This window comes from Streptomyces triticagri, assembly GCF_003429565.1.
GTDB classification, from domain to species: domain Bacteria; phylum Actinomycetota; class Actinomycetes; order Streptomycetales; family Streptomycetaceae; genus Streptomyces; species Streptomyces triticagri.
Genome location: NZ_QUAK01000120.1, coordinates 95206 through 122141 on the forward strand (window position 1 = coordinate 95206; position 26936 = coordinate 122141).

General features: G+C 69.8%; 19 protein-coding genes and 2 pseudogenes. 3 read left to right on the forward strand and 18 right to left on the reverse strand.

All coding sequences use genetic code 11. The features are described 5' to 3' along the window. Window positions 1-4 precede the first annotated feature (4 nt). From DY218_RS22385 to DY218_RS22400, 4 genes are all read right to left on the reverse strand, one after another. On the reverse strand, window positions 5-895 hold the full coding sequence (locus DY218_RS22385) for a carbohydrate ABC transporter permease (RefSeq protein WP_128557916.1): 891 nt from the start codon (window positions 893-895) through the stop codon (window positions 5-7). Next, window positions 892-1887, reverse strand: coding sequence for a carbohydrate ABC transporter permease (locus tag DY218_RS22390; RefSeq protein WP_128557917.1), 996 nt, complete (start codon window positions 1885-1887; stop codon window positions 892-894). Before DY218_RS22390 ends, DY218_RS22385 begins: the two co-directional genes overlap by 4 nt. 6 nt (window positions 1888-1893) lie before the next feature. Continuing rightward, window positions 1894-3246, reverse strand: a complete 1353-nt coding sequence (locus DY218_RS22395; RefSeq protein ID WP_128557918.1) for an ABC transporter substrate-binding protein — start codon at window positions 3244-3246, stop codon at window positions 1894-1896. Between the two features lie 174 nt (window positions 3247-3420). Further along, window positions 3421-4437 carry a LacI family DNA-binding transcriptional regulator gene (locus tag DY218_RS22400; protein ID WP_128557919.1) on the reverse strand — a complete coding sequence of 339 codons (1017 nt, stop codon included), beginning with the start codon at window positions 4435-4437 and terminating at the stop codon, window positions 3421-3423. A gap of 602 nt (window positions 4438-5039) precedes the next feature. Between DY218_RS22400 and DY218_RS22405 the strand changes: the two genes are divergently transcribed. After that, window positions 5040-6755 (forward strand): sensor histidine kinase, encoded by a 1716-nt coding sequence (locus DY218_RS22405; protein WP_128557920.1) that lies wholly within the window; start codon window positions 5040-5042, stop codon window positions 6753-6755. Then, on the forward strand, window positions 6752-7429 hold the full coding sequence (locus tag DY218_RS22410; protein WP_128557921.1) for a response regulator: 678 nt from the start codon (window positions 6752-6754) through the stop codon (window positions 7427-7429). The genes DY218_RS22405 and DY218_RS22410 overlap by 4 nt, the downstream gene beginning before the upstream one ends. A 22-nt stretch (window positions 7430-7451) precedes the next feature. Here the strand turns inward: DY218_RS22410 and DY218_RS22415 are convergent, their stop codons facing one another. From DY218_RS22415 to DY218_RS22440, 6 genes are all read right to left on the reverse strand, one after another. Then, entirely contained in the window at window positions 7452-9044 is a 1593-nt protein-coding gene (locus tag DY218_RS22415; protein ID WP_128557922.1) for a solute symporter family protein, read from the reverse strand. Then, a complete protein-coding gene (locus tag DY218_RS22420; protein WP_407703675.1) occupies window positions 9041-9502 on the reverse strand; it encodes a DUF485 domain-containing protein in 462 nt (153 codons plus the stop codon). Before DY218_RS22420 ends, DY218_RS22415 begins: the two co-directional genes overlap by 4 nt. A 311-nt stretch (window positions 9503-9813) precedes the next feature. Then, window positions 9814-10485 (reverse strand): response regulator, encoded by a 672-nt coding sequence (locus DY218_RS22425; protein ID WP_128557924.1) that lies wholly within the window; start codon window positions 10483-10485, stop codon window positions 9814-9816. Continuing rightward, entirely contained in the window at window positions 10482-11636 is a 1155-nt protein-coding gene (locus tag DY218_RS22430; protein WP_128557996.1) for a sensor histidine kinase, read from the reverse strand. The genes DY218_RS22425 and DY218_RS22430 overlap by 4 nt, the downstream gene beginning before the upstream one ends. Window positions 11637-11702: 66 nt before the next feature. After that, window positions 11703-12182 carry a DUF1453 domain-containing protein gene (locus DY218_RS22435; RefSeq protein WP_128557925.1) on the reverse strand — a complete coding sequence of 160 codons (480 nt, stop codon included), beginning with the start codon at window positions 12180-12182 and terminating at the stop codon, window positions 11703-11705. 165 nt (window positions 12183-12347) lie between these two features. Beyond that, window positions 12348-14468 carry a DNA gyrase/topoisomerase IV subunit B gene (locus tag DY218_RS22440; RefSeq protein WP_128557926.1) on the reverse strand — a complete coding sequence of 707 codons (2121 nt, stop codon included), beginning with the start codon at window positions 14466-14468 and terminating at the stop codon, window positions 12348-12350. 462 nt (window positions 14469-14930) lie between these two features. Here DY218_RS22440 and DY218_RS22445 point away from each other — a divergent pair, with 462 nt between their 5' ends. After that, the gene (locus DY218_RS22445; protein ID WP_128557927.1) at window positions 14931-15155 is read left to right on the forward strand and encodes a DUF7455 domain-containing protein; all 225 of its coding nucleotides are present in this window, start codon (window positions 14931-14933) and stop codon (window positions 15153-15155) included. A 637-nt stretch (window positions 15156-15792) separates the two neighbouring features. Here DY218_RS22445 and DY218_RS35350 read toward each other — a convergent pair. From DY218_RS35350 to DY218_RS22480, 8 genes and pseudogenes are all read right to left on the reverse strand, one after another. Then, window positions 15793-16608: pseudogene (locus DY218_RS35350) on the reverse strand (S1 family peptidase); the annotation flags it as partial. Between the two features lie 224 nt (window positions 16609-16832). Further along, complete coding sequence (locus DY218_RS22455) at window positions 16833-18392, reverse strand: RNA polymerase sigma factor (protein WP_267899383.1); 1560 nt, start codon at window positions 18390-18392, stop codon at window positions 16833-16835. Between the two features lie 360 nt (window positions 18393-18752). Then, on the reverse strand, window positions 18753-19658 hold the full coding sequence (locus DY218_RS22460) for a FadR/GntR family transcriptional regulator (protein WP_128557930.1): 906 nt from the start codon (window positions 19656-19658) through the stop codon (window positions 18753-18755). Window positions 19659-19920: 262 nt separating this feature from the next. After that, complete coding sequence (locus tag DY218_RS22465) at window positions 19921-21810, reverse strand: ATP-binding cassette domain-containing protein (RefSeq protein WP_128557931.1); 1890 nt, start codon at window positions 21808-21810, stop codon at window positions 19921-19923. Window positions 21811-21915: 105 nt separating this feature from the next. After that, window positions 21916-22668: an NUDIX hydrolase gene (locus DY218_RS22470; protein WP_128557932.1), complete on the reverse strand. Its 753-nt coding sequence runs from the start codon at window positions 22666-22668 to the stop codon at window positions 21916-21918. A gap of 66 nt (window positions 22669-22734) precedes the next feature. Beyond that, window positions 22735-23832 (reverse strand): glucosidase family protein, encoded by a 1098-nt coding sequence (locus tag DY218_RS35355; protein ID WP_233521801.1) that lies wholly within the window; start codon window positions 23830-23832, stop codon window positions 22735-22737. Between the two features lie 465 nt (window positions 23833-24297). Further along, window positions 24298-25452: pseudogene (locus DY218_RS35890) on the reverse strand (glycogen debranching N-terminal domain-containing protein); the annotation flags it as partial. Then, window positions 25449-26930 carry a DUF4192 domain-containing protein gene (locus tag DY218_RS22480; RefSeq protein WP_128557934.1) on the reverse strand — a complete coding sequence of 494 codons (1482 nt, stop codon included), beginning with the start codon at window positions 26928-26930 and terminating at the stop codon, window positions 25449-25451. The pseudogene DY218_RS35890 and the gene DY218_RS22480, both read right to left, overlap by 4 nt. Between the last annotated feature and the right edge of the window lie 6 nt (window positions 26931-26936).

The following is a 26936-nucleotide window of genomic DNA, read 5'->3' on the forward strand; positions in this document are numbered from 1 at the left end:
CCGGTCAGCCCTTGGTGCTGCCCGCGCTGATGCCGGCGATGATGTGGCGCTGGAAGACCAGGAACATCGCCACCATCGGGATCGAGGCGATCACCATGGACGCGATCACCACGGTCAGGGAGATGTTCTGGGTGAGCTGGACGAGCGCCACGCTGATCGGCTGCTTCGAGGTGTCGGAGAAGACCATCAGCGGCCAGAGGAAGTCCTGCCAGACGTTGACCAGGGCGAAGATGGAGACCACCCCGAGCACGGGCCGGGACATCGGCAGCACGATCGACCACAGCGTGCGCAGCCGTCCGGCCCCGTCGATCTCGGCGGCCTCCAGGACGTCTCGCGGGATCTGGTCGAAGAACCGTTTCAGGAGATAGAGGTTGAAGGCGTTGGCGACGGCCGGCAGCCAGATCGCCAGAGGGTCGTTGAGCAGGCTGGTGTGCAGGATCGGCAGATCGGCGACCGTGAGGTACTTCGGTACGACCAGGGCCTGGGCCGGCACCATCAGGGTCGCCAGGATCCCACCGAGGATCACCTTGCCGAAGGCGGGCCGGAGTTTGGACAGGGCGTAGGCGGCGGCCGTGCAGAAGATGATCTGCAGGAGCCAGGCACCGCTCGCCTGGACCACCGTGTTCCACAGGTGGGTGGGCAGCTGCATCAGGTCCCAGGCGTCGGTGTAGCCGCTGAGCTGCCAGGAGTCGGGGACCAGCGTCGGTGGCGTACGGACCAGCTCGTCCGGCGACTTCATGGCTCCGGTGACCATCCAGTACACCGGGAACAGGAACGCGAGGGCGAAGAGCAGCACCACCCCGGTGAAGACGCACCAGTAGCCGATCTTCCCGCGGCGCTTGGCGAGCGCGAGTGGCGAGACGAGGGTGCGGGTGGCGGACGTGGGCGCGGTCATGCGGCGTCCTCCTTGGTGCGGGTGAACCGCAGATAGACCGCGGAGAACGCGCTGAGCAACAGCAGAAGCATCACGCTGAGCGCGCAGGCACCTCCGAAGTCGTTGTAGAGGAAGGCGTATTTGTAGATCAGATAGAGCACGGTGACCGTCGAGTTCTCGGGCCCGCCGCCGGTGATCACGAAGGGTTCGGTGAACACCTGCATGGTGGCGATGATCTGAAGGAGCATCAGCATGAGGATGATGAACCGGGTCTGCGGGACGGTGACATGGCGCACCCGCTGCCAGATGTTCGCCCCGTCGAGCTCCGCCGCCTCGTACAACTCGCCCGGGATGCCCTGGAGCGCGGCGAGGTAGATCAGTACGGTGCCGCCCATGTTCGCCCAGGTGGCGACGATGACCAGGGAGACGAGGGCGGTGTCCGCGCCGTTCGACCAGTTCGAGGTCGGCAGGTGCACAAAGCGCAGCGCCTCGTTGGCCAGGCCCGCGCCCGGGTCGTAGAACCACTTCCACAGCAGGGCGCTGACCACCGGCGGGATCATCACCGGCAGGTACACGACCACGCGGAAGAAGGCGCGGGCGTGCCGCAGTTCGTTGAGGACGAGCGCCATCACGAACGGCACGGCGAAGCCGATGAGCAGCGCGAGCAGGGTGAACGTGAGGGTGTTGCGCCAGGCCGCGCCGAACTCCGGATCCTGGAACACCCGGGTGAAGTTGGCCGTGCCCACCCACTCCGGATCGGAGCCCGGCGTGTACTTCTGGAAGGCGATGACCACGGCGCGTACGGCCGGATACCAGGAGAACAGCGCGAAGCAGAGCAGTCCGCCGAGCAGGAAGGCATAGGCCCGCGACTGGTCGGCGATCCTGCGGCGCAGCGGCCGGCGCCGGTCCGCGGGGCCCGGATTCGGGGCCGTACCGCCGTGCCGTCCGGCGGCGGGCGGTGCGGCCCCGGGATGGCCGGAGTGCGCGGATTCATGGAGCGATGCGGTCTTCATCGTGCGTCAGCCCCGGGCCAGGATGCCGTCGATCTTGCCGGACGCCTCCTTGAGGAGCTTGTCGATGTCGGCGTCCTGCTTGGTGAGGACCGCGGACACGGCTCCGTCGAGTACGGAGTAGATCTGCTGGGCCTTCGGCGGCTCGATCTTCTGGTCCAGCTGCTCGTTGCCGTCCAGGAACGCCTGGTAGTTCTCGACGGGTACGTTCGCGTACTTCTCCTTGATCTTCTGGTCCTCGACGTCGGACTTGCCGGTCCACAGGCGGGGTTCGGGCAGGCCGACCGGGGAGTCGTTCTTCTTGTCACGGGCGTAGTCGAAGTTGAAGCCCTTGCCCGGGGTCAGGAACATCTCGTCGAGGAGCTTGAGTCCGGCCTTGATCTGCTCGGGTGTGGCCTTCTTGTTGAACATGTAGCCGTCGCCGCCGAGCAGGGTGCCCTCGCCGCCCGGCATGGGGGCCAGGGCGAGGTCCTTGTAGTCGCCGCCCTTCTCCTGGACGAGGATCGGGATGTTGTCGGGGGCGGCGAGGTACATGCCGAGTTTGCCCGAACCCATCATCTGCTGGACGTCGTTGAGGATGAGCAGCTGCTTGCTGCCCATCGAGCGGTCCTTCCAGCGCATGTCGTGCAGGGTCTGCAGGACGGCCTTGCCCTCGGGGGTGTTCACCGTGGCCTTCTTGCCGTCCTCGCTGACCACGTCGCCGCCCTGCGAGTAGACCTCGGCGGTGAAGTGCCAGCCGCCCTGGTTCTGGGCGCTGTAGTCGGCGTATCCGACGGTGCCCTTGCCGAGCGCGGCTATCTTCTTGGCGGCCGTGCGGACCTCGTCCCAGGTGGCCGGGGGCTTCTCGGGGTCGAGCCCGGCCTCCTTGAAGAGCGTCTTGTTGTAGATCAGGCCCATCGAGTAGTTGGTGCGCGGGATGCCGTACACCTTGCCGTCGACGGTGTAGATGTCCTTCAGTTCCTGCTTGATGTCCTGGTAGCCCTTGAGGTCCTTCACATACGGGGTGAGGTCGGCCGCCTGGTTGATGTCGACGACGTGCTTGGCGTCGGTGAAGTACGTGTAGAACACGTCCTCCATCTGTCCGCCGGCCAGCTTGGCGTCGAAGGTCTTCGGGTCCTGACAGGGGAAGGCGTCGTGGGGCACGACATCGACGTCCGGGTGCTTCTTCTCGAAGGCCTTGACGTCCTCCTGGAAGAACGTGCGGTCGAGCTTGGCGCTCTTGGGCGGCATGCAGTTGATCGATACCCGGGTCTTGCCGCCGGAGCTGCCGTCCTCCCCCGATCCGCAGGCGGCGAGCCCGCCGAGGGTGAGCGCGGTGGCGGTGACGGCGGTGCAGGTACGTCGGAACCCTGATCTGGTCATGGGTGGACCCCTCTGGACGCGTGGGAGCCCACAGCGACTCGCTGTGGCGGCGCTCACTCAAGCACCACCAACAGCTGAGCGCAATATATCGAGCAGATTTCGCAAAAGATTGACAGCGCGATGTCCGCCCGGCGATGTACGGAAGCGGGGCCTCCGCTCCAGTCTCCGGGTGCGCTACGACCCCGTGCGCGGCGCCTGTCCGGTCGAGCCCCGTACCACCAACTCCGGTTCGTAGAGCAGCTCTTCGGACGGGACGGCGCTGCCCACGATCTGCGCGGAGAGCAGCTCCACCGCGGCCCGGCCCATCGCCTCGATGGGCTGCCGGACCGTGGTGAGCGGGGGCTCCGTGCAGTTCATGAACGCCGAGTCGTCGTAGCCGACCACCGATACGTCACCGGGCACGGACTGGCCGCGGCGGCGGGCGGCCCGTACCGCGCCGAGGGCGATCGGGTCGCTGGCGCAGACGATGCCCGTGACGCCCCGCTCGAGCAGCCGCGCGGCCGCGGCCTGCCCGCCCTCGAGCGAGAACATCGCCCGCGCCACGTGCTCGTCCGGTAGCGGAGGGCCCGATTCCGAGGCGATCCTGCGGGCTGCTGCAAGTTTGCGCTGGGACGGCATGTGGTCGGCGGGGCCCAGGACGAGGCCGATGCGCTCGTGGCCGAGTGAGGCCAGATGGCGCCAGGCCTGCTCGACGGCGACCACGTCGTCGCACGAGACCGCGGGGAATCCGAGGTCCTCGATCGCCGCGTTCACCAGGACCACCGGGATCCTGCGGGCGGCCAGCCTGGCGTAGTGCTCGTGCGGAGCGTCCGCCTGGGCGTAGAGACCGCCGGCGAACATCACGCCCGACACCTGCTGCTCGAGCAGCAGCTCGACGTAGTCCGCCTCCGAGACTCCGCCCTTCGTCTGCGTGCACAGCACCGGGGTGAGCCCCTGCTGAGCGAGGGTGCCGCCGATGACCTCGGCGAAGGCGGGGAAGATCGGATTCTGCAGTTCGGGGAGCACGAGGCCCACCAACCGGGCCCGCTCGCCGCGCAGTTGCGTCGGACGTTCATATCCGAGCACGTCCAGAGCGGACAGAACGGACTGCCGGGTGGCCTCGGAGACCCCCGGCTTGTTGTTCAACACCCGGCTGACGGTGGCCTCACTGACCCCCACCTTCTGCGCCACTTGAGCAAGTCGTCGCGTCATACACGCAAGATTAACGCAAGCCTTGCGGGGGTGTTGCGCCCACGCGAAAGTCACCTGGGACGGCAACGCCGTGGGCGGGGGACAACTTTCAGCCCGTCCGGCGTCTGGGGACAAGGCCGCCAGGCAAGGAAGGAGCCGGTCCGGCGATTGAGGACGAGGCCGTCCAGGCCAAAAAAGAGCCCGTCCGGCGATTGAGGACGAGGCCGCCAGGCCGATGCCTGGAACCGCAACGCCTGCTGGACCAGACGGTGCGAGCCGCTGCGCAGCAGCTCGGGGCCCAGCTGGCCTGAGCTGGCCGCAGGCAGTGCTCGCAGTCACGTAGGCCGCGTCCGGCGGATCCCCGTGGACGAGCCCGCGGATCTGCCCAGCCCTCGATCGCCGGGAGCGTGCTCGGCGGGGCGCCTCCCAACCGATGGCCGGGGGACCGCGGGGCCACCAAGATCCGCCGGGCACGGCCCAGTGGCCAACGCCACGTCCGCGGCCGCCGCGCACCCAGAAGCGCGGCCCAGACGCACCGCCGCCGACTCCGGCCACCGTCCGCGCGGCCGCACGGCGACCCCGCAATTTCGGACTCGGCCCCCGGGACCGTACCGTTCATGGGCATGAGTGCAGGTCGCAGGGTGCGGATCGGGATGCCGAAGCGTGTCTTCTCGCAGGTACTGCTCATGCAGCTGTCGATCGCCGCCGGCGTGGCCGTCCTGGCGACCGGACTGTTCCTCGCCCCGCTCAGCGAGCAGCTCGACGACCAGGCGATGCGCCGGGCCCTGGCCATCGCGCAGACCACGGCGGCCCAGCCGGGGATCGCCGCCGATCTGCGGGACACGGCCCCGGCCGTGGACGGTCCCGTGCAGCAGGAGGCCGAGCGCGTGCGCCGGGCCACCGGCGCCGAGTACATCGTCGTCGTGAACACCCGAGGGATCCGCTGGTCGCACACCAGCCCCGACGAGATCGGCCGCATGGTGTCGACCGACCCGGGTGCGGCACTCGCCGGACGCGACGTCATGGAGATCGACGACGGCACCCTCGGCCGCTCCGCCCGCGGCAAGGTGCCGCTGCGCGACTCCTCCGGGAAGATCGTCGGCGCGGTCTCGGTCGGCATCGAGTACGACAGCGTCCGGGACCGGCTCATCCACACCATCCCCGGCCTCTTCGCATACGCCGGCGGCGCACTCGCGGTCGGCGCGCTCGCCGCCTATCTGATCTCGCGCCGGGTCCGCGGGCAGACCCGCGACCTCGCCTTCTCGGACATCTCGGCGCTACTCGCCGAGCGTGAGGCGATGCTGCACGGCATCCGGGAGGGTGTCGTGGCCCTGGACCGCGGCGGCCGCGTGCGACTGCTCAACGACGAGGCGCAGCGCCTGCTCAAGGTCGGCCCCGAGGTCATCGGCGAACCCCTCGACACCGCCTTCGGCCCCGGCCGTACGACGGACGTACTGGCCGGCCGCGTGACCGGCACCGACCTGGTGACGGTACGCGGCCAGCGAGTCCTGGTCTCCAACCGGATGCCCACGGACGACGGCGGCGCAGTCGTCACCCTCCGCGACCGCACCGAACTCGAGCGGCTGGGCCGCGAACTCGATTCCACCCGCGGCCTGATCGAGGCCCTGCGCGCGCAGGACCACGAGCACGCCAACCATCTGCACACCCTGCTCGGGCTCCTGGAGCTCGAGATGTACGACGAGGCCGTGGAATTCGTCGGCGAGACCGTCGGCACCCATCGGGCCACCGCGGAGCAGATCACCGAGAAGGTGGGCGATCCGCTGCTCGCCGCGCTCCTGGTCGGCAAGGCCACCGTCGCCGCGGAACGGGGCGTCGCCCTGCGGGTCTCCGACGACACCCGGCTGCCGGACCATCTCGTGGACCCGCAGGGCCTGGTCACCATGGTGGGCAATCTGGTCGACAACGCCCTGGACGCCTCGATGGGCACCGACCACGCGCGCGTGGAGGTCGCCCTGCACACGGAGGGCCGGTCCGTACGGCTGCGGGTGCGCGACTCGGGCCCCGGAGTGCCGCCCGAACGCCAGGAATTGATCTTCACCGAGGGGTGGTCGACCAAGGAACCACCCGCCCACGGGCGGCGCGGACTCGGGCTGCCGCTGGTGCGCCGGCTCGCCGAACGCCAGGGCGGTACGGCCCGGTGCTCGAACACCCCTGGAGCGGGCGCCGAGTTCACCGTCGTACTGCCGGAGGCCCTGGCGCCACCGGCGCGCGACACAGCGGCGGGGACCGGCGCAGGGCCCGAGACCGAGGCACGACCGGGTGCCGGCGCACGCCCCGGCTCCGACGCACGACCGGGGACCGTCGAGGAGGCACGGTGATCGACGTACTTGTGGTGGACGACGACCGGCGGGTCGCCGCGGTGAACGCGGCATACGTGGCGAAGATCGCCGGCTTCCGGGTCGCGGCACAGGCGCACACCGCGGCCGAAGCGGTGGAACAGGTCGAGGCCCGCGACATCGATCTGGTGCTCCTCGACCACTATCTGCCGGACGCCACCGGCCTCGACGTGGTCCGCGGACTGCGCGAGCGCGGCCACCAGACCGACGTGATCATGGTGACGGCCGCCCGCGACGTGGCGACGGTCCAGGCCGCGATGCGGCACGGGGCACTCCAGTACCTGGTCAAGCCGTTCACCTTCGCCGGACTCCGCGCGAAGCTCGACGGGTACGCGGCCCTTCGCCGCACTCTGGAGAGCGGCGGCGAGGCCGAACAGACCGAGGTGGACCGCATGTTCAGCGCGCTCTCCGCCACCGCCGCGCCGGAGCTGCCCAAGGGGCACTCCCCCGGCACCGCGGACCTGGTGCGCCGCGCCATGACGTCCGCGGAGGGCGCTCTGTCGGCCCAGGAGGTGGCGGACAGGACGGGCCTGAGCCGGCAGACCGCCCAGCGCTATCTGAAACTCCTGGAACGCACCGGCCGCGTCCGCCTCACTCTCCGCTACGGCGACACGGGGCGCCCGGAGCACCGCTACGAGTGGTCGACCGGGCGCTGACCGGGAGCGTGCGGGCCGGCCGTCAGGCCGCCCCGGCCCCGGTGAGGGACCGGACCTCCGTCTCCGCGTGCTTGGCCTCGTCCGCGGGCTCCCGTGAGGTGACCGTGCCGATCCAGCCGGCGAGGAAGCCGAGCGGGATGGAGATCAACCCCGGGTTCTCCAACGGGAACAGCTGGAAGTCCACGCCGGTGAGGATCGACGCCTCGCTGCCGGACACCACGGGCGACAGCAGCACGAGGACGAGCGCCGGGACGAGACCTCCGTAGACCGACCACACGGCACCGCGGGTCGTGAACCGGCGCCAGAACAGCGAGTAGAGCAGTACGGGCAGATTGGCGGACGCGGCGACGGCGAACGCGAGGCCGACCAGGAACGCCACATTCAGATTCCGGCAGAGCAACGCGAGCGCGATGGCGGCGACACCGATACCGATCGCGGCGACCCGCGCGACGCCCACCTCGCTGTGCTGCTTGGCGTGCTTGCGCCGGAGCGAGGCGTAGAGGTCGTGCGCGACCGATGCGGACGAGGCGAGGGTGATACCGGCGACCACGGCCAGGATGGTGGCGAAGGCCACGGCGGCGACGATCGCGAAGAGAACCGTTCCGCCCGTGGAGTCCGCTCCGCCTCCGAGATCGAGCGAGAGCAGCGGAATCGCCGTGTTCCCCGAGCTGTTGGACCGGCGGACCTCGTCCGTGCCGACGATCGCCGCTGCGCCGAACCCGAGCACGATCGTCATCAGATAGAAGCCCCCGATGAGTCCGATCGCCCACACCACCGAGCGCCGGGCGGCGCGGGCGGTCGGCACCGTGTAGAAGCGCGACAGGATGTGCGGGAGGCCGGCCGTGCCGAGCACCAGCGCGAGTCCGAGGCTGATGAAGTCGAAACGCGCGGTCCAGTCCGTGCCGTAGTGCAGTCCGGGCGCCAGGAAGTCCGTGCCGTGTCCGCTGCGGTCTGCGGCGGTGCGGAGCAAGTCGTTGAAGTCCCCGTGGAAACGCACCAGTACGAGCACGGTGAGGGCGATCGCGCCGCCCATCAGAAGTACGGCCTTCACGATCTGGATCCATGTCGTGGCGCGCATGCCGCCGAACGACACATAGACGACCATCAGCGCACCGACGCCGATCACGGTCCAGGTCTGCGCCGCCTGCCCCGTACCGCCGAGCAGCAGGGCGACCAGGCTGCCCGCGCCGACCATCTGCGCCACCAGGTACAGCACCGAGACGGTGACCGACGAAGTACCGGACGCGATCCGCACCGGCCGCTCCCGCATGCGGGCGGCGACCACGTCGGCGAGGGTGAACCGCCCGCAGTTGCGGACGAGTTCGGCGACCAGGAAGAGTACGACCAGCCAGGCGACCAGGAAACCCACCGAGTAGAGCAGACCGTCGTATCCGAAGAGCGCGATGAGTCCCGCGATCCCGAGGAAGGACGCGGCGGACATGTAGTCGCCGGCGATGGCGAAACCGTTCTCCATCGGCGAGAAGAGCCGGTTCCCGGCGTAGAACTCCTCCGGGGACCCGTGCCGGGTGCGGCTCACCCAGGTGGTGATGCCCAGAGTGACGGCGATGAACGCGCTGAACAGAAGCAGCGCCAGGGTCTGGTGATTGCCGGTCAACGGTCGATCCCTCGGGTCAGTTCCTGGGTGTTCCAGCGCAGTTCCAGGGCTGCGCGATCGCGGCGCAGCCGGGCGTGACGGGAGTACGCCCAGGTCAGCAGAAAGGTGGTGAGGAACTGGCCGAGACCGGCGAGCATCGCGACATTCACCGCTCCGGCCACCGGACGCGCCATGAACTCCGGAACCGTCGTCGCCGCCACCACATACGCCAGGTACCAGGTGAAGAAGGCGATCACGGCAGGCACCACGAACCGCCGGTAGCTGCCCCGTACTTCCTGGAAGGCGGCACTGCGCTGGACCTCGAGGTATACGTCCCCGGCACTCGCCGTGGCCCCTGCCGTCTCGGCCCGAAGGCCGGGTGATGCCGATGCTGCCCAGGGCGCGGCCGTATCGGAGGTGGTCGCCCCGGGGGTGACGGTCGTGGGCACGGCAGTCCTGGGCGTGCCGGCCTCGGGGATGCCGGCCCTGGGCGTGGCGGTCCCGGGCCTGTCGGTCCTGGGAGCGAAAGTCCTGGCATGCGGCGTCGTGTGGACGGTCGACGTCGGGGCAGCTGTCTCCGCGCCGTCGAGTCCGCCCCAGCCCGAGGCCGACGCATCGTGCCAGGGGTCACGGTGATCGCCGGGATCACCGACCCGGACGCCATGCCCGGTCTCGCGACTGTCGTGCTGGTCCACCGAAGTCTCCTTGTCCGCGGCCCGACACGACCGCGTGCCCAAGGATGGACAGACCGGGAAGATCCAGGACTCTCCTCTCGGTGCTCTTCACTCCATCAGGTGACTCGCTTCCCGGGCGGCAACCCCACTCCGTGGCGGTACGCGTAGCGCACGGCACCGGCCCGGTCCCGCACTCCCGTCTTCGCGAAGATGTTGTTGATATGCGTCTTCACCGTGGCCATGGACACATGCAGGGCCCGTGCGATCTCTGCGTTGGTGAGCCCCTCGGCGATGCGGCCGAGTACCTCGCCCTCACGCCCCGTCAGGCCGTCCGGAAGCTCCTGCGGCGGCAGCGGCTGGGCGAAGGGCTCGGAGAGCCGCTCGAGGAGCCGTCGCTGGATCTGTGGGGCAAGTCCGGCCTGGCCCGAGAGAACCGCCTGCACCGCACGGACGATCTCGTCTCCGCCCGCGTCCTTTGTCAGATAGCCACGGGCACCCGCCCGGAGCGCAGGGAAGAGCGACTCGTCGTCGATGTATGTCGTGAGGACGACGACCTGGGTGTCCGGGTACTGCTCACGGATGCGCCGGGTGGCGGTGACCCCGTCGCAGCGCGGCATGCGGAGGTCCATCAGTACGACGTCCGGGGCGAGTTGACCGACCAGGGCCACCGCCTCGTCGCCGTCGCCCGCCGATCCGACCACCTCGATGCCCTCCATCATGCCGAGGATCATCACGATGCCCTCGCGCACCACCGTCTGGTCGTCGACGACCACCACACGTGCTGTCATGCCGGCACTCGCAGCCGCACCACGAATCCCTCCCCCTCCGGCTCCGCCTCGAAGGCGCCGCCGAGCAACTCTGCCCGTTCTCTCATCCCGAGGAGACCGTAGCCCGAACCTGTTTCCCCGAGCGGCGCCTCGTCCCGCGTGCGCCCGGAGTCCCTGACCTCCAGCGTGACTTCGCCGTGCTCGTATCCGAGCCGCACCTGGATACTCGCGCCGGGTGCATGCTTGCGGGCGTTCGTCAGGGCCTCCTGCGCGACGCGCCGCAACGCCTGGGACACCTCTGCCTCCAGTGACCTGGGCTCACCTGCCACTTCCACGCGGGCGCCGTCCGCCGCCGCGATCTCGTGCAAGTACTCGTCCACGGGGACCATTTCACCGCGCAGCGCGGACAGCGCCTGCCGTGTCTCCGCGAGCCCCTCCCGCGCCATCGCACGCGCTGCCACCACCCGTTCGAGTATCTGCTCGCGCGCTGCGTCGCGCTCTATCAGCAATCTGGCGGCCTCCAGGTGCACGGTCTGCGCGGACAGGCTGTGCGCCAGCACATCGTGGATCTCTCGGGCGATCCTGGCCCGCTCCCCCAGCGCCGCCGCCATGGACTCGGCAGCGCGGATGTCCCGCTCCTGAGCCAGCAACCGGTATCCCGTGCCCCGGGCCTGCTCGTCGAGGCGCAGCGTGAATCCGAGGAGCGCCACCGCCCCGGCGCTCATCAGGACCTCCACGAGGCTGTCCCTCGTGATCATCAACAGCGCTGCCAGGAACAACAGTTGCGCCGCCACCCCGGCCACCGGCGGCATCCGCGACATGGCGAGCACTGCCGCGGTGATCCACACCAGGATCACCGGTTCGTGTGCCCCGGCCAGGTGACCGACCACACCGGCTGCGCCGAGGACGGAGAGCAGGGCGCAGGAAAGGCCCCACCGATTCTCCCGAGTGGCCCGTGGAAATCGAGCCGCCGCAACGACACAGGCCCCTGCCACGCCCAGCACGACGATCTGGCCGGCTCCCCGCGACAGATGCGCTTCGTACGCACTCACCAGGAGCCACAGGGCCAACCCTGCCCGCAGCAGCACATCGAGTGCTCTCCTCGCCCGTGGCACACCCACTCTCGAGAGCGCCTCGGGCGAGGGCCACTCGACCCACCGCCCCCAGTCCATGCCGGCCATGCTCCTGCCCCCTCCGTCCTCGGACGGCCGTACTCCGTTCCGCACACGCACCGCCACTCAGGCCGCCGCCGCCCGGCCACCCGAACCGCGCCACGGCCCGGCCCGCAAGGCGACAACTGCCGTACGGGCGACGAGGGCAGCGGCAAGAGCGAGCATGGCCGCTTCGGCCCCCTGCTGGACTCCCGCAAGCACTGTGATACCCGAAAGGCCGGCCCCGACCGCCACGGCCCCGGCCCACACAAGAGCCGTACGGCCGCGGGCGCGGCTCCACGCCGCCCCTGAGAGGTCGACCCAGACGTCACTGGTCCGCGCCCAAAGCCCTCCGGCCACAAGCCCGGTGACCGATCCCGCCACCAGGAGCAGCACCGACAAGGACGGCCGGCCTGAATCCACGGGTCCGCCCCCGCGTACGGCCGCGAGTACAAGGGCGGCGGGCAACAGCCAGCCGTGCATGAACTCGGCACTCAGGCGCTGCGGCCTGAACTGCAGCCAGGCAGCGAGACCCAGCCCCGCGACCAGGACAAATCCCTGCGACATCACGCACCTCCACGAGCGTCGACGTTGATGTCTTCGACGTTAGAGATGCGCGGCGTCCGGCGGATCGGAGCCGGGGTGGACCCTGGGTGGATCTTCTCTCCACCCAGGGGTGCAGACGTCTCCGGGCCGCTCCCGGCTCTCGGCCCCGGAGTGCGGAAGGACGCCTCAGGCGTCGATGCGCGAGCGGTCGAGGGTGGCCGCCGAGCTGGTGATGAACTCCTTGCGGGGCGCGACCTCGTTCCCCATCAGAAGGTCGAAGACCTGCTCGGAGGAGTCCAGATCACTGATGTTGATCCGGCGCAGGGTGCGGAACCTCGGATCCATGGTCGTCTCCGCGAGCTGGTCGGCGTCCATCTCACCGAGGCCCTTGTACCGCTGGATCGAGTCCTTGTAGCGGATGCCCTTGCGCTCGAACTCGAGCAGGGTCGAGCGCAGTTCGTTGTCCGAGTACGTGTAGACGTATTTGTCCTGGCCCTTCTTGGGCTGCACGAGCTCGATCCGATGCAGCGGCGGAACGGCCGCGAACACCCGTCCTGCCTCGACCATCGGCCGCATGTACCGCTGGAAGAGGGTCAGCAGCAGAATGCGGATGTGCGCACCGTCGACATCGGCGTCGACGAGCAGGATGATCTTTCCGTAGCGAGCCGTGTCGAGATCGAAGGTGCGGCCCGACCCCGCTCCTATGACCTGGATGATCGCCCCGCACTCGGCGTTCTTGAGCATGTCCGAGACAGATGCCTTCTGGACATTGAGGATCTTGCCCCGGATGGGGAGCAGGGCCTGGAACTCGGAGTTCCGGGCGAGCTTCGCCGTACCGAGCGCCGAGTCGCCCTCGACGATGAAGAGTTCACTGCGGTCGACGTCGTCACTGCGGCAGTCGGCGAGCTTCGCCGGCAAGGAGGACGACTCGAGTGCCGTCTTACGGCGCTGGGCTTCCTTGTGCTGGCGGGCGGCGATACGCGTCCTGGCGGCGGCGACCGTCTTCTCCAGGACCGCTCGCGCCTGTGCCTTGGCGTCCCGCTTGGTCGAGGTCAGGAACGCCTTGAGCTCCTTCGCCACCACGTTCGCCACGACGCGGTTGGCCGCCGAGGTGCCGAGCACCTCCTTCGTCTGCCCCTCGAACTGCGGCTCGGCGAGGCGCACGGTGACCACTGCGGTGAGACCTTCGAGGGCATCGTCCTTGACGATGTCGTCCTCGGCGACGCGGAGCACCTTCTGGGCCCGGAGCTGTTCGTTCACCGTCTTGGCCAGGGAGCGCTCGAAGCCGCTGACGTGGGTGCCGCCCTTGGGGGTGGCGATGATGTTGACGAAGGACTTGATCGTGGTGTCGTACCCCGTGCCCCATCGGAGCGCGATGTCGACGCCCAGCTCCCGTGTCACCTCGGTCGGCGTCATGTGCCCGTGCTCGTCGAGGACGGGCACGGTCTCCTTGAAGGTGCCCTGGCCCGAGAGCCGCTGGACGTCGCAGATCGCCTTGTCCTGCGCGAGGAACTCGCAGAACTCGCTGATCCCGCCGTCGAAACGGAAGGTCTCCTCGCTCTTCCCGATGCCCTCGAGGTCGCGCTCGTCCCGGACGACGATGGTCAGGCCGGGGACCAGGAAAGCCGTCTGCCGGGCGCGCTGATGCAGCGTCTCGAGCGAGAGCTTGGCGTCCTTGAGGAAGATCTGCCGGTCCGCCCAGTACCGCACCCGGGTGCCGGTACGGGTCTTCGGGATCCGCTTGCCCTTCACCATGCCGCTCGAGGCCTCGAAGGGGGCGTCCGGACCCTCCTTCGAGAACTGTCCGGGAACCCCGCGCCGGAAGCTGATCGAGTGCGTGGCACTGCGCAGGTCCACCTCGACGTCGAGGCGCGCGGACAGCGCATTGACCACGGATGCGCCGACGCCGTGCAGGCCTCCGGAGGCGGCGTACGCACCGCCGCCGAACTTGCCTCCGGCGTGCAGCTTGGTCATCACGACCTCGACACCCGAGAGGCCGGTCTTGGGCTCGACATCGACGGGGATGCCCCGGCCGTTGTCCCTGACCTCGACGGAGCCGTCGTCGTGCAGGATCACGTCGATGCGGTCGCAGTAGCCGCCCAGCGCCTCGTCGACGGAATTGTCGATGATCTCCCACAGGCAGTGCATCAGTCCGCGGCTGTCCGTCGACCCGATGTACATGCCGGGGCGCTTGCGGACGGCTTCCAGTCCCTCGAGGACGAGAAGGTGCCGCGCGGTGTAGTTGGAGCCGTCCCGGTCTGCTCCGGTCAGCAGCGCAGTGGACGGCACGGACGTCTCGGCGGTCACGCGTTTCGCTCCTCGCTGAATTCTGATGAGGGCCCCAGTGAACAGGGTCCGGCGTCGGTCGCCGGTCAGAGGGTACCGAGGCCTGGTAGAGCCGATGTACCGCCACCCTCGTCTGCGCTCAGACTAGTCCACGGTCGCATGGGTGTTCGATCCCTCGATGGGGTGATGCGGATATCACGTTCCCAAGCAGGCATGAACCATTTAGGCTCCGGGCACGTCCTCATGAACAACCAGCCGCTCCTGGCTGGGAGGGCCAAAGATGATCCACAACCCATTCGACATACGAACTCGGCAGACCAAGCGAAAACCGTAAGCCACGTAATACGGCACATTCGCCGCCAACCGGCAGCAGACAGCCGCCTCGGAAAGAATTTTCGAGGGAATGCCACGAGCGGGAACGTTTTGGGGCTGGTTGGATGTTGACCCTGGTACGACAGCTCGTCGAGCTAGAGAAGAGGCGACGTGACTACTGTTCTGACCCCCGCGACCCCGCTGACGGCCGCAGACCGGTGCGACCGCTGCGGCGCCCAGGCATACCTGCGCGTCGTCCTGTTGAGCGGCGGTGAACTGCTCTTCTGCGCCCACCACGGCCGCAAGTTCGAGCCGGAACTCAAGAAGATCGCCGCTGAGATACAGGACGAGACAGAGCGGCTCACGGCCGTGCCTGCAAACGACGAGGATCGCTGACGCCTCGCACCACGACGAGCTCGGACCGGCCAGGCCGGTCAACGGGCGGTGTCCCTGGATCCACCAGGAGCCACCGCCCGTTCTCATGCCTGCTTGTCGCCGGTCGGACCGGTCAGCGCCTGCCGACCCCAGCACGGCCTGCCACCGGCGCCCCGGCCCGTGGCGCCTCCGCACGCTCCGCAGCACCCGACCCGGCTGCAGCGCCGTCGCTGCTCCGACCCGTGCCGTCCTGAGCGGCTGCGCCGGGCGACGCGTCGCCGCCGTCCGCCTGCGGGCGACTTCCCTGCTGCTCCTGCTGGACCGCCTCCGTCGCTGCCGGTGACGGATCTTCCGGGGCCGGCGACAGCCGGTGTTCCGTGGGCCGGCTCGTTTCCCGCTCGCGGGACGGCCGCTCCGGCGAGCCTTCGTCCTGCGGGCCCCCAGGGGGCGGCGACTCCCGAGCAGCCTCAGGCTCACCCGGCGGTTCCTCGGCGGGCGGACGAGGCGAGCCCGATTCCTGCGGACCGTCGTCGGGCGGGGTCGCGGAGCCGTCGTTCCCGGCTGGATCGTCTTCCCTCCCGTCGCCCGGTTCGCCGAGCCCGCCGTCGTCTTCCCGCGTGGAGGACGGGCTGGTGCCGCGGGCCGTCTCAGGATTCCGGCGCACCACGTCGGAGATCCGCGTGTACACGCCGGGACTCCCCGCCTTCCCGCAGCCACTGCCCCACGAGACCAGGCCGATGAGCCGCCCGCGTGCCACCAGCGGTCCGCCGCTGTCGCCCTGGCAGGCGTCCCGGCCACCCTCCTCCTCACCCGCGCAGAGCATCGACGTCTTCTCATACGTGCCGTCCGCCGTGCCCGGGTACGCCTCTTCGCAGGACCTGTCCGGCAGCACCTTCACGCTGGCGGCCCGCAGCAGCGACGCGTAGTCGCCCGCTCCGCTGGTGTCCCCCCAGCCGAGAACGTCCGCCGGTGTACCCGCCCGGTACGCCTCGTCCTCGGCCTTCTCCGCCAGAGGAACCGCCGCGGACCGCGGCAGATCCGCGTCCAGCGTGAGCACGGCCACGTCACCGGCATTGGTGTACGAGTCGTACTCGGGATCGATCCAGACGTCACGTACGGGCAGCTCCCGTCCGTCCTTCTTGCGGAGGTCGGCGCGCCCGGAGATCACCCGTAGGTCCCGCACCTCACCGTGCGGTACGCCCAGTACGTCCTGCCCCATGCAGTGCGCCGCGGTGAGTACGGTGCGCGTCCCGATCACCGCCCCACCGCAGAACTGGCCGGACCGCGTACCTCCGAACCGGTCACGGCTGGCAACCGCGACGGTCCAGGGATGATCCGCGATCTGGACCGGCCGCCCACCGACGATCACGCTGTCCGCCGCGGCGGGGGACGGTGCCACCAGCGGGGCGATGACTGCTGTGACCGTCGCGAGCAGGCCCAGCGTCCCCGGCCACGACCCCGGTGGCGTACTCATTGGCGTACTCGACTCCGTACCTGCGAAGGGACGGCGACGCATGCGCTCTCCTCACACTGGGTTGTAAAGGCACACTCAGCGTCGTCGAGGGCAGGCGGGCGCGCATGCGCGCACAGCGCAGGGCCCGGACTCCCGAGGAGGAGTCCGGGCCCTGTGGCGCGGCGGGTGACCGATCGTCACCTGATGGTGTGTCCGGCCGGTGTGCGCGGCCGGGTGGCTGCCGTCTAGTCCAGGTAGTCGCGCAGGACCTGGGAGCGGGACGGGTGGCGCAGCTTCGACATCGTCTTCGACTCGATCTGGCGGATGCGCTCACGCGTCACGCCGTAGACCTTGCCGATCTCGTCGAGCGTCTTCGGCTGGCCGTCGGTCAGACCGAAGCGCATGGAGACGACGCCGGCCTCGCGCTCCGAGAGGGTGTCGAGCACCGAGTGCAGCTGCTCCTGAAGGAGGGTGAAGCTGACCGCGTCGGCCGGAACGACCGCCTCGGAGTCCTCGATGAGGTCACCGAACTCGCTGTCGCCGTCCTCGCCCAGCGGAGTGTGCAGGGAGATCGGCTCACGGCCGTACTTCTGGACCTCGATGACCTTCTCGGGAGTCATGTCGAGTTCCTTGGCGAGCTCCTCGGGCGTGGGCTCGCGGCCCAGGTCCTGGAGCATCTGCCGCTGCACACGCGCGAGCTTGTTGATGACCTCGACCATGTGCACCGGGATGCGGATGGTGCGGGCCTGGTCGGCCATCGCGCGCGTGATCGCCTGCCGGATCCACCAGGTCGCGTACGTCGAGAACTTGTAGCCCTTGGTGTAGTCGAACTTCTCGACTGCGCGGATCAGGCCCAGGTTCCCCTCCTGGATCAGGTCCAGGAAGAGCATGCCGCGGCCCGTGTACCGCTTGGCCAGGGAGACGACGAGGCGGAGGTTGGCCTCGAGTAGGTGGTTCTTGGCGCGGCGGCCGTCCTCGGCGATGATCTCCAGCTCGCGCTTGAGCTTGGGAGCCAGCTTGTCCGAGTTCGCCAGCTTGTCCTCGGCGAAGAGGCCGGCCTCGATGCGCTTGGCGAGCTCGACCTCCTGCTCCGCGTTGAGCAGCGGGACCTTGCCGATCTGCTTCAGGTAGTCCTTGACCGGGTCGGCGGTGGCTCCGGCGACCGCGACCTGCTGCGCCGGCGCGTCGTCCTCGTCGTCGTCGGAGAGGACGAAACCCTTGGCCTCGCCGGTCTCCTCGCTCTCTTCCTCACCGGGCTTGGCCGGCGCGGCTGCCGTCTCCTCGACGGCCTCGTCGCCCTCGACGAGCTCGTCGAGATCCTTCTTGCCCGCGGTCTTCTTGGCCGCGGTCTTCTTCGCGACGGTCTTCTTCGCCGTCGCCTTCTTGGCCGGGGCCTTCTTGGCGGCGGCCTTCTTCGCCGGAGCGGCCGCCTCGGTCTCCTCGACCGGGGCGTCGGATGCGGTCGCGGGCGCGGTGGCGGTCGCCTTCTTCGCCGTGGCCGTCTTGGCGGCGACGGTCTTGGTGGCGGTGCGCTTCGCCGGACTCTTCGCTGCGACGCTCTTACGGGGGCGCTTCGGCGACTCCGCGGCACTGACCATCAGAGTCACACCCTCTTCCTCGAGGATCTGGTTGAGGCTGCGCAGAACGTTCTTCCACTGAGTGGCCGGAATCTGGTCAGCTTCGAAGGCTCGACGCACGTCGTCGCCGGCGATCTGCCCCTCGGCCTTTCCCCGCTCGATGAGCGCCAGGACAGACTCGGATTCGGCGATCTCCGGCGGGAGCGTACGGGATGTGCTGGCCGACACGAACAACCTCTCGGAACGATGGAAACGGCTTCCGGCCCCGTCCTCATGGAACCGGAACCGATGACCGCCGACTGGGGATGGCCGACGGCACGGGCGGGGCGTCAGAGCTGCACAGCGCCGTGAACGGCTGCTGTATTCCCTCCTCGACTGTCGCCTCTTAGGTCATCGCGCTATCTCGAAGAGCGTTACGCCCAATACGCGTGGCCCGAGTCACACCTCGTAACCGCTTAAAACGGTCAGTGCTCGACATTTACGAACAGCTGGCCCCCATACGCGAGTCGCCGGGTCCGAGGAGGAACCGGCGACTCGGCACGGAGTCCGGTACGGCACGGGCACCGACAGAGGGACGCGTCTCGGAGGTCAGTGCTCGCGCGGCGCGGGCACTTCGCGCGGCCCAGGCACCACGCGGTCGACATCCGGGAGCGCGGTGAGCAGTTGCCGCATCGCCCCTTCGGCCGAAGCACCGTCGCCCGATGCGAGAGCGTCCACGATGCGGCCGTGGTGGGCGAGCGAGGAGTCCGTCGGGCGGTCACAGCCCGTGACCGGACCGCCGGAGACGTGGAGGGCGGCGGAGACGATGCCGGACAGGTGCTCCATCATGCGATTGCCGGCGACCTGGATCAGCAGCGAGTGGAACTCCGCGTCCGCTCGGGAGAACGTGATCGCGTCACCGGCGTCCAGCGACCTGCCCATGATGTCGACCATGTCGGCGAGGCGCTGCTGGACGTCCTCGCGGCCATGGCCCGCGGCGAGGCGCGCGGCCAGCGGCTCGATCGTCCAGCGCAGTTCGCTGAGCTCGCGTCGCTGGTCGTCGCGCTGCGGGCCGAAGGCGCGCCATTCGATGATGTCGGGATCGAGCAGATTCCAGTCGCTGACCGGGCGAACCCGGGTGCCCACATTGGGCCGGGCGCTGACCAGGCCCTTGGCCTCGAGGACGCGGAGGGATTCCCGGACCACCGTCCGGGACACCTCGAATCGCTGGCCGATCTCTTCGGGGACGAGCGGACGGTCCGCCCCGAGGTCGCCCGAGACGATCATCTGCCCCAGCTGCTGGACGAGTTGGCCGTGCAGTCCGCGGCCGCGACTGCCTGCCGGGCGTCGGCCGACCCGTCCCAGATCGGACTCCGCCCCCTCCCAGGAGGGCGCCGAGACGCGTCCCGCCGCGGACGGTTCTGCATAGGGATAGCGGTCGAGTTCGCCCGGGCCGGCGAGCCCTGAGTCGGCGGAACGGGCGGTGGTCATCATGGTGTGCGCAAGGGTACTCACGGATCATTTGTCGGCGCCGCCTCCAACCCCCTTGAGGTCTTTGGTGAAAAGCACACGAAAGGGTGATCGCTTACCTTGCCGCAATTGACGCCTTATCGTGACGAATCCGACATTTTTTCAGGCAACTGTCCACGGTAATCGGAAGTTGAGATTCGCTCGAGCCAAGTTCCGTTCACGGCCCGGGGAATGTGGTTCCGTCGCTGGGCGGCAGGCCTCGGTCGACACCCGCGCATCGACCCCGCCGACGGACCGTCGGCACCGCTTACTGACGAGCCCGCGGTCGCGGCCTCAGCGCGGTCAGAACGTAGGCGACGAGGAGGGCGCACAGGCTGAAGAGGAGCGCCCCGCCCACCGGTTGAGTCAGCATTCGCACGACAGCGGCCACGTAGTGATTTCCACCCGCGGGCCAGGGCACCAGGGCGAGCTCCCGCAGTCGCTCCGGGAGGCCGGCGGCGGAATGTACGGCGGGACCGGCGAGCAGCTTCTGCACGGCCGGCACCAGGGCGACCGGAACGGCGAGCACAGCCGCCAATCCTGCTGCGGTCGACCGGAACACTCCTGCCGCCAGCACCCCTGCCCAGGCACATCCGACTGCGAGGGCGATCCAACCGGTCAGCAGGGAGGGCCAGTTGTCGGGCAGGACCGTCATCTGGTCGCCATAGACGAGCTGGAGGACCGCTCGGTCCGTGACGAGCGTGACCGCCGCGAGGATCACGGCCGTGACCGCGGAGACGAGGAGCTTGGCCAGCAGCAGGCCGATCCTGCGCGGCACGGTCCCCCGGTCCACGGCCAGTGCGGGATGCCGGAACTCGTCGCCGAAGGACAGGGCGCCCAACAGGCCCGCGCCCAGAGCGGCGGGCGGCAGCGGCATCTCGAAGTGCCAGGCCGCCAGCAGCCGAGGCAACGGAGTATGGCCGGTCCTCGCCAGGACGACCGCCGTCAGAACCGACACCACCAGCGCCGACAAGGCCACCAGGAGCCCGGTACGCACCCCCGTCAGCCGTCGCACCTCGTATCGCAGGGGACGCAGGGGCGCCCTCGACGACCGTACGGAGATGGGCGGAGGGAGTGGCGAGAGCCCTTGCTCCTGGGTGACGGGCCGCGCGACGGCACGGGGTTCAGTGGGTGGCGTCGACTCGGCGTCGGTGCCCGCGGATTCGTCCGCGGCCGACTGCGATGCGGGAAGTACCGCGGTGTCGCTGTCGGGACCGCCGTCGCTGGCGTCCGTACCGCTGCCGGTCGCGTGGCTCTCCGCGGGAGGCTCCGGCAACGCCGGTGGGCCCGAGTCACCTGTCTCGTCGGCGAGTCGATGGATCAGCACGCCGTGCCTGAACGCCACATCGCCGACAGCCGCACAACTGCTCCCGTACACCGACAGGTGATTGCCCCCCTCCCGCGCGACCTCCACCGAACGACGCCCGATCCGTGCCTCCTTGGCGAGGAGCGCGGCAAGCCGTGCCGCATACGGCGAAGCCACCGCGACCCTCGGTCGGAGTCTGGTGCGGGCGAAGTCCTCGACGGCCTGGTCACCGACGATCCTGCCGCGCTCCAACGTCACGACGTGGTCCGCGACCCGAGCCGCCTCCTTGGCGTCGGCCGTCGTGAACAGCACCGTCCCGCCCTGTCCCGCGTAAGCCCGCAACACACCGTGCAGCCAAGCCGCTTCGCGCGGCGCCAGTCCGTCCGCGGGCGAGTCGAGCACCAGCGTGTGCGGATCGCCCAACAAGGCGCAGGCCAGCCCGAGACGACGGTCAAGACCACGGGAGAGGGTGCCGAGCCGCTCGTCGCGCAGGCTGACCAACCCCGTGGCCTCGAGCACGTCGTCCGCCCTGAGTGCCGGCACACCCACGGCCGCGCACAGCATGCGCAGTTGCCCTCTGACGGAGCGTCCGGGATGCCCCGGCACCTGCCCCAGCAGCACACCCACCTCGCGCGACGGATGCGCGATGCGGTGCAGCGGACGCCCTCTGAAGTACGTGACGCCTCGGCCGGGTTGCAGCTCGAGCATGAGCCGCAGCGCAACCCCGGTGCCCGACCCCGCGGCACCGAGCAGCGCCGTCACACGGCCGGCCCGCGCCTCGAAGGAGACGTCGTCGACGGTGGGCGGCTTGCCCTGTCGGGTGTGAGTGGTCAGTCCAGTGGCCTGAATCATCGCTTCTCTCGCGGGACGTAGGGAATCCCGTAGGTACTCCAGCAAGATAACGCGATGTTTCCGGCAATTCGGGCAGGGGCCGGGCAGCGGGTGTGGCCGCCGCGCTCACACTTCGGGACGCAGCATCGGCGGGTTGAGGAGCGTGGCCCCGCCGGCTCGGAACAGCTGTGCCGGCCGCCCGCCTTGGCGAGTGGTCGTCCCTCCGGTGGGCACCAGGAAACCCGGAGTGCCCGTGACCTTGCGGTGGAAGTTGCGCGGGTCCAGTACTACGCCCCACACCGCCTCGTAGACCCGGCGCAGCTCCCCCACCGTGAACTCCGAGGGGCAGAACGCCGTGGCGAGCGAGGAGTATTCGATCTTGGAACGTGCCCGCTCCACGCCGTCGGCGAGGATCTGACCGTGATCGAAGGCAAGAGCGCCCGCACCGTCCCCCGTCTGCCCGAGGAAGGTCTCCACCGCTGCCCAGCGGGCACTGTGCGCGTCGCCACCTGCCGTCGGTGCCGGCAGGTCGGGAGCGAGCGCCAGGTGCGCGACGCTGACCACGCGCATCCGGGGGTCGCGTTTCGGATCACCGTAGGTGGCGAGTTGCTCAAGGTGGGCGTCGTTGCCCGCCGAGGGCACCGAGGCGTCGGTGTCGTGGACCTGCAGGCCCGTCTCCTCCACGAGCTCGCGCGCCGCCGCGGCAGCCAGGTCCTCGTCGTCCCGGACGAAACCGCCGGGCAGCGCCCAGCGCCCCTGGAACGGCGGCTCCCCCCTGCGTACGGCCAGTGCACACAGCTCGTGCCGGCGAACGGTCAGCACCACCAGGTCGACGGTGACGGCGAAGGGCGGAAAGGCCGACGGGTCGTAGGGCGACATGCCGCGATCATAGTCGTCTGCCTGACGATAAACAGTCCCTTCGGCAGGAAGATCGACGCCCGCCGATCAGGTCCGCAGGCGCATCCCGGGCTCCACCTCCTCCACCATGGCCAGCCCTTGAGCGTTGACTCGTGCCGTGAACGCACCGCCGGCAAACACGAGTCCCGTCAGGGTCAGGTCGCCCAGAGGAGTGCTGCGCAGAGGCCGCAGGGTCACCGTGCCGGCCGGGGCGTCCGGCCGGACCCCGATCAGGGCGGTCAGTATGTGTAGCGCCCCGGCGGCAGCCGTGGCAGCCGGTCTGCACGCTGCCGGATGCGGCACGGGGGCGCTGCGGCGTACGCGCTGATATCCACCGACGATGTCGGGCAGCCGGTGGCCGAAGGCGTCGGCGACACGCAAGGTGCCCTCGATCAGCGCGGCAACATCCGCGTCCCGACCGACGGCCGCCAGCCCTGCGGCCGCCACTGCCGTGTCGTGCAGGTGCACCGCGCCGGTGCGGCGGCCGAGCGGACTGAAGCCGCGCTCCGTCGCTCCGAGGCTGCGGATCCCCCACCCCGAATTCATGACGGGCCCGCTGATCAACTGCGCCAGCCTGACGGTCTGTGCCTCGTCCAGGAGGCCGGGCGCGAACTCGCCCGCCGCGGACAGACCGGGGTCCAGAAGATGCGCCGTCGTGCTGTTCAGCGAGACGCTGCGCCGACCGTCCTCGGTCAGACACGTGACGGGCCGTCCTCCGTCGCGGCCCGCGGCCCAGAAGTCCAGGCGAAACGAACTGCGCAACTGTCGGGCCCACTGCCGCCAGGACTCGGCGCCCGGTCGACCGTAGGCATCGAGGAGGTCGGCGCCCAGGAGCGCAGCCCGGTGTGCGTGCGCCTGTGTCGCGGCGCGGAACAGCACGCGCGGACCTGGGTCGGGGACGTAGAGGCCGTCGCCCACGGCTCGTCGCAACCAGTCGAGGCATCGTTCCGCGGCCGGGACGAGCGGTGCCGCGTCGCGATCCGCCAGTCCCCAGCGGCGGGCCTCCGCGAGAAGCACGGGGAATAGCAGCGTGGCCTCGAGCTCGTGCGCCGTCGCCCGCAGTCGCATACCCGACGCCGGATCCGTCCGCGGTGCGAGCACCAGCCCGGACTGCCGCCCCGAGCCCCGATGTTGAGCTCTGGCCAACGTCCGTAACGTACCGACTGCAAGCTCCGTCCCCAGCGGCAGGCACATCCGTGCTGCGGATGCCGCCACACCCGGTGAGAGGCCGCAACGCCACGGGACTCCGGCGGCCAGATACGTCTCCCCCGCGTGCTCGAGGTCAGGAACCAGCAGTCCCCGCAGGTCCTGCAGGCAGGTCCGCAGCATGCGGGATGCTCGCGGGTCGCTGCAGATCGCCTCGGCGCCCGAGAGGAGTCTCCGCGGTCCCGGCCGCGTGACAACCGGGACGATCGCTCGGCCCGTCCGCTCCCGTACGAGCGGGCCTCCAGGTGCTGCAGAGGTCTGCCGACTCGACCGTCCGGCACGGCGGACTGGGCCTGAGCCTTGCGCAGTATGTGCCACGGACACGGCACTTGTGAGACCCGCTGCATCGGACCGACCCGTCAGTGCGCGGCTGTCTGCGTAGCGCCGCACTCTCAGGTCGATCACGAAGTCCTCGCCCGGACGCAGTTCGAGGTCCCAGTGCAAGAGTCCGGCCCTGGCCAATACGTCGTGCGGCCGTGGGTCGGCCTCTACCACCGCGTCCCCGTCGCGGGATGACCAACGCAGTCCTGAAGCACACACCGCAGCCGGCACGCTCTCGCCTCCGATGCCCTCCGCGAGCGCTTCGATGTCCGCCAGGTCCGTACTCAACGAGAGCTCCACCGGCACGCGGAGGGTTCGTTGCGCTGTGCTGCGCAGAGCGATCCGCTCTCTCCCGGACGCCACCCTGGTGCGCTCCACTGTCAAGATCGGGTCGGGGTCGTCCGGAACATTGACCAGGCCGAAGAACGCGGCCCGGTCGGCCCGCACCATCCCGGCCCGGAGCGGCGTCGGCTCGCGCCCCGCCACCCGCAAGTGGCAGCGGGAGAGCAGCCGTCTGCCATGTCCGTAGAAACCATCGAGGCCGGCGCCGTCGATCTGACCGTGCCCTGCCCCGATGAAGAGGCGGGGCAGGGCGACGCCGATCAGGGCATCGTGCATGGCCGGCACGTCGAACCGGGGCGAAGCGGGCTTCCGAGGGGAGCCGGCGCGGCGCTTCCTGCCTGTCACGGAGGCCGATGGCGCGGCGGACGGACGGTGCACGTGGTGCTCGCGCCGACTCCGGGTGCGCACCGCCCGGGTTTCCGCAGGTCGTGCGTCGAACTCTCGCGGCGGCACCGGCGCATGGACACGCCCTTCGTGTCGTGTTCGTGGCGCCGCCGGTCCGGTTGACGGAGCGACGCCTCGTCTCAAGTCCGCCCTCGCTGGCGCCTGTTGTCTCACTCGTGCCTCCGCATCGACAACTCCGACCTCGGTACTCCGTGGGGACCTCTCTCCGTACCCGGACTCCGGCAGGCGGTCGCGCCGAAGCCACCGACTTCCGCGAACCACCCGGCGGTGAGTGCGGTGCGGGCGGTGAGTGCCTCCCACGTCCCGGCAGGCACGGCTCGGCCGCTGCGTCCCGCGACCACGGCGCGCTACGTACCGCACACCGGCCGCTGGCAGGGCATCTCCGGTGTCGGCCGCCACGGATCGACCGGCCGTGGCGCTGGGAACGGAAGCTCTATTCCTCCGCCTGCGGTGCCACCGTCCGAGCCAACGAGCCGGGACCCAGAGGCTCATCGCCTACCCCGCGAGCCCGGTGTACCCGAACGACGGTCACGTCCGACTGGCCTGCCCGGACCCTTGGAGCCGGGCGAGCGCACATCGCCGCGTGCCGTCCGCGGGCGGCGTGTCCGGTCCCCACCCCACGCTCCGCTCGCGGTGCGGTGAGAAGTGGACCGTCGCTGCCTCGGAATGAGCGGCTTCGGCACAGGAGCCGAGCTCGGCTCCTGCCGAACGGAAGGTGCAGTGCTGCGCTGCTCCTCACCAGCCCCCCGTTGCACGCACAGATCGGCCGCACCGCTGTCTGTCTCCTGGCTCGTGTCGGCGCCCGCGACGGCAGTCGCTCCAGGTGCTTCGCCCTGCGGCGCAGTGCCCCGGCGGCTCTCCCGGAGGCACTTCCGCACCGCCTCGGGATCGAGCCCTTCCATGATCGCGTGGTGCAGCAGACGGGCGAACGTGTAGTCCGGGGCGAGCCGCAGCGCCATGCACAGAACGGCGCGGGCCTCGATCTCGTCCCCCAATGACCAGGCGACCCAGCCGGCCAGAGTCAGCGGAGCCGTCGCGTGCTCCGCGTATGCCCCTGCACAGCGTCGGGCAAGGGAGCGCCAAAGGCGCAGCGCCGCCTTTCCGTCCTGGCCCTCCATCCACTCCGCGGCCCGGTCCCGGGTCGTACGGTCCTGGAGCCCGATGATCAGTGTCGCGGCCTGTCGGTCGCTGAGCAGGGTGTCGTCGCCGATGTCGGCCATCACTCGGCCCGCGGCCGGCGCTGTGATCCGAAAGCGCTCCAGCGCCCTGCTGAGTGCCGACAATGTCTCCTCCGCGATCCGCGGACGGATGTCCTCGTCCAGAATCTGGGGCACAAGCATGCGTCCCGCGGCGTCCAGCGCCTGCTCCTGCGCTTGGGCGGCAGAGCCTTCGATCGGTGCGTACCTGCTTTCCATCTCCCGGATGGAGCCGCGCACTTGGAGGCCGGCATAGGCCGCCGCCGCGGCGATGACCGAGGTCCCCGCCACGCTCAGCGGCGTGCCCTCGGGCACGCAGCAGCGGGGGTCCGGGCAGAGGTACGACCAGTACCGTCCGTCCGAGAGGCAGAGCGACTCGCGCACCGGCACTCCGGCGGCCCGGCAGGCGTGGCCGAGCGCGTCCGCGAGAGGCCGCAGATGCTCCATCACCTGCCGTCCCGTCTGGCCGTCACTCGGCTCACGGCACAGGTACACGACCATGGCGTCCGGCTTGGATCCGCGTCGCATGCTGCTCTTGATCAGGCAGTTCGCCAGTTGCTCAGCCGTTTCCGGCCAGTCGTCCGCAGAATCCGGGAGACCAAGGCGCACACGGGCTCCGAGTGCGCCTTCGTCCCCGTGCGTGGCCGCGAGCACGACGCTCTCGTCCGGATGGAATCCCATCAAGTAGGGGAGCGCGTCCGCCAGTTCGGCCGGGCCGCGCAGAACGATCGGGTGGTTGCCGGAAGAGTCGGCTGCTTCGTTGTGATGCGTCATGCGGCG

Excerpts from the sequence above, each read along its gene's own strand:
- DY218_RS22465 (WP_128557931.1), bottom strand. The coding sequence starts at position 21,810 with ATGATTCAGGCCACTGGACTGACCACTCACACCCGACAGGGCAAGCCG.
- DY218_RS22400 (WP_128557919.1), bottom strand. The coding sequence starts at position 4,437 with ATGACGCGACGACTTGCTCAAGTGGCGCAGAAGGTGGGGGTCAGTGAG.
- DY218_RS22405 (WP_128557920.1), top strand. The coding sequence starts at position 5,040 with ATGAGTGCAGGTCGCAGGGTGCGGATCGGGATGCCGAAGCGTGTCTTC.
- DY218_RS22480 (WP_128557934.1), bottom strand. The coding sequence starts at position 26,930 with ATGACGCATCACAACGAAGCAGCCGACTCTTCCGGCAACCACCCGATC.
- DY218_RS22430 (WP_128557996.1), bottom strand. The coding sequence starts at position 11,636 with ATGGACTGGGGGCGGTGGGTCGAGTGGCCCTCGCCCGAGGCGCTCTCG.
- DY218_RS22435 (WP_128557925.1), bottom strand. The coding sequence starts at position 12,182 with ATGTCGCAGGGATTTGTCCTGGTCGCGGGGCTGGGTCTCGCTGCCTGG.
- DY218_RS22390 (WP_128557917.1), bottom strand. The coding sequence starts at position 1,887 with ATGAAGACCGCATCGCTCCATGAATCCGCGCACTCCGGCCATCCCGGG.
- DY218_RS22395 (WP_128557918.1), bottom strand. The coding sequence starts at position 3,246 with ATGACCAGATCAGGGTTCCGACGTACCTGCACCGCCGTCACCGCCACC.
- DY218_RS22385 (WP_128557916.1), bottom strand. The coding sequence starts at position 895 with ATGACCGCGCCCACGTCCGCCACCCGCACCCTCGTCTCGCCACTCGCG.
- DY218_RS22470 (WP_128557932.1), bottom strand. The coding sequence starts at position 22,668 with ATGTCGCCCTACGACCCGTCGGCCTTTCCGCCCTTCGCCGTCACCGTC.
- DY218_RS22425 (WP_128557924.1), bottom strand. The coding sequence starts at position 10,485 with ATGACAGCACGTGTGGTGGTCGTCGACGACCAGACGGTGGTGCGCGAG.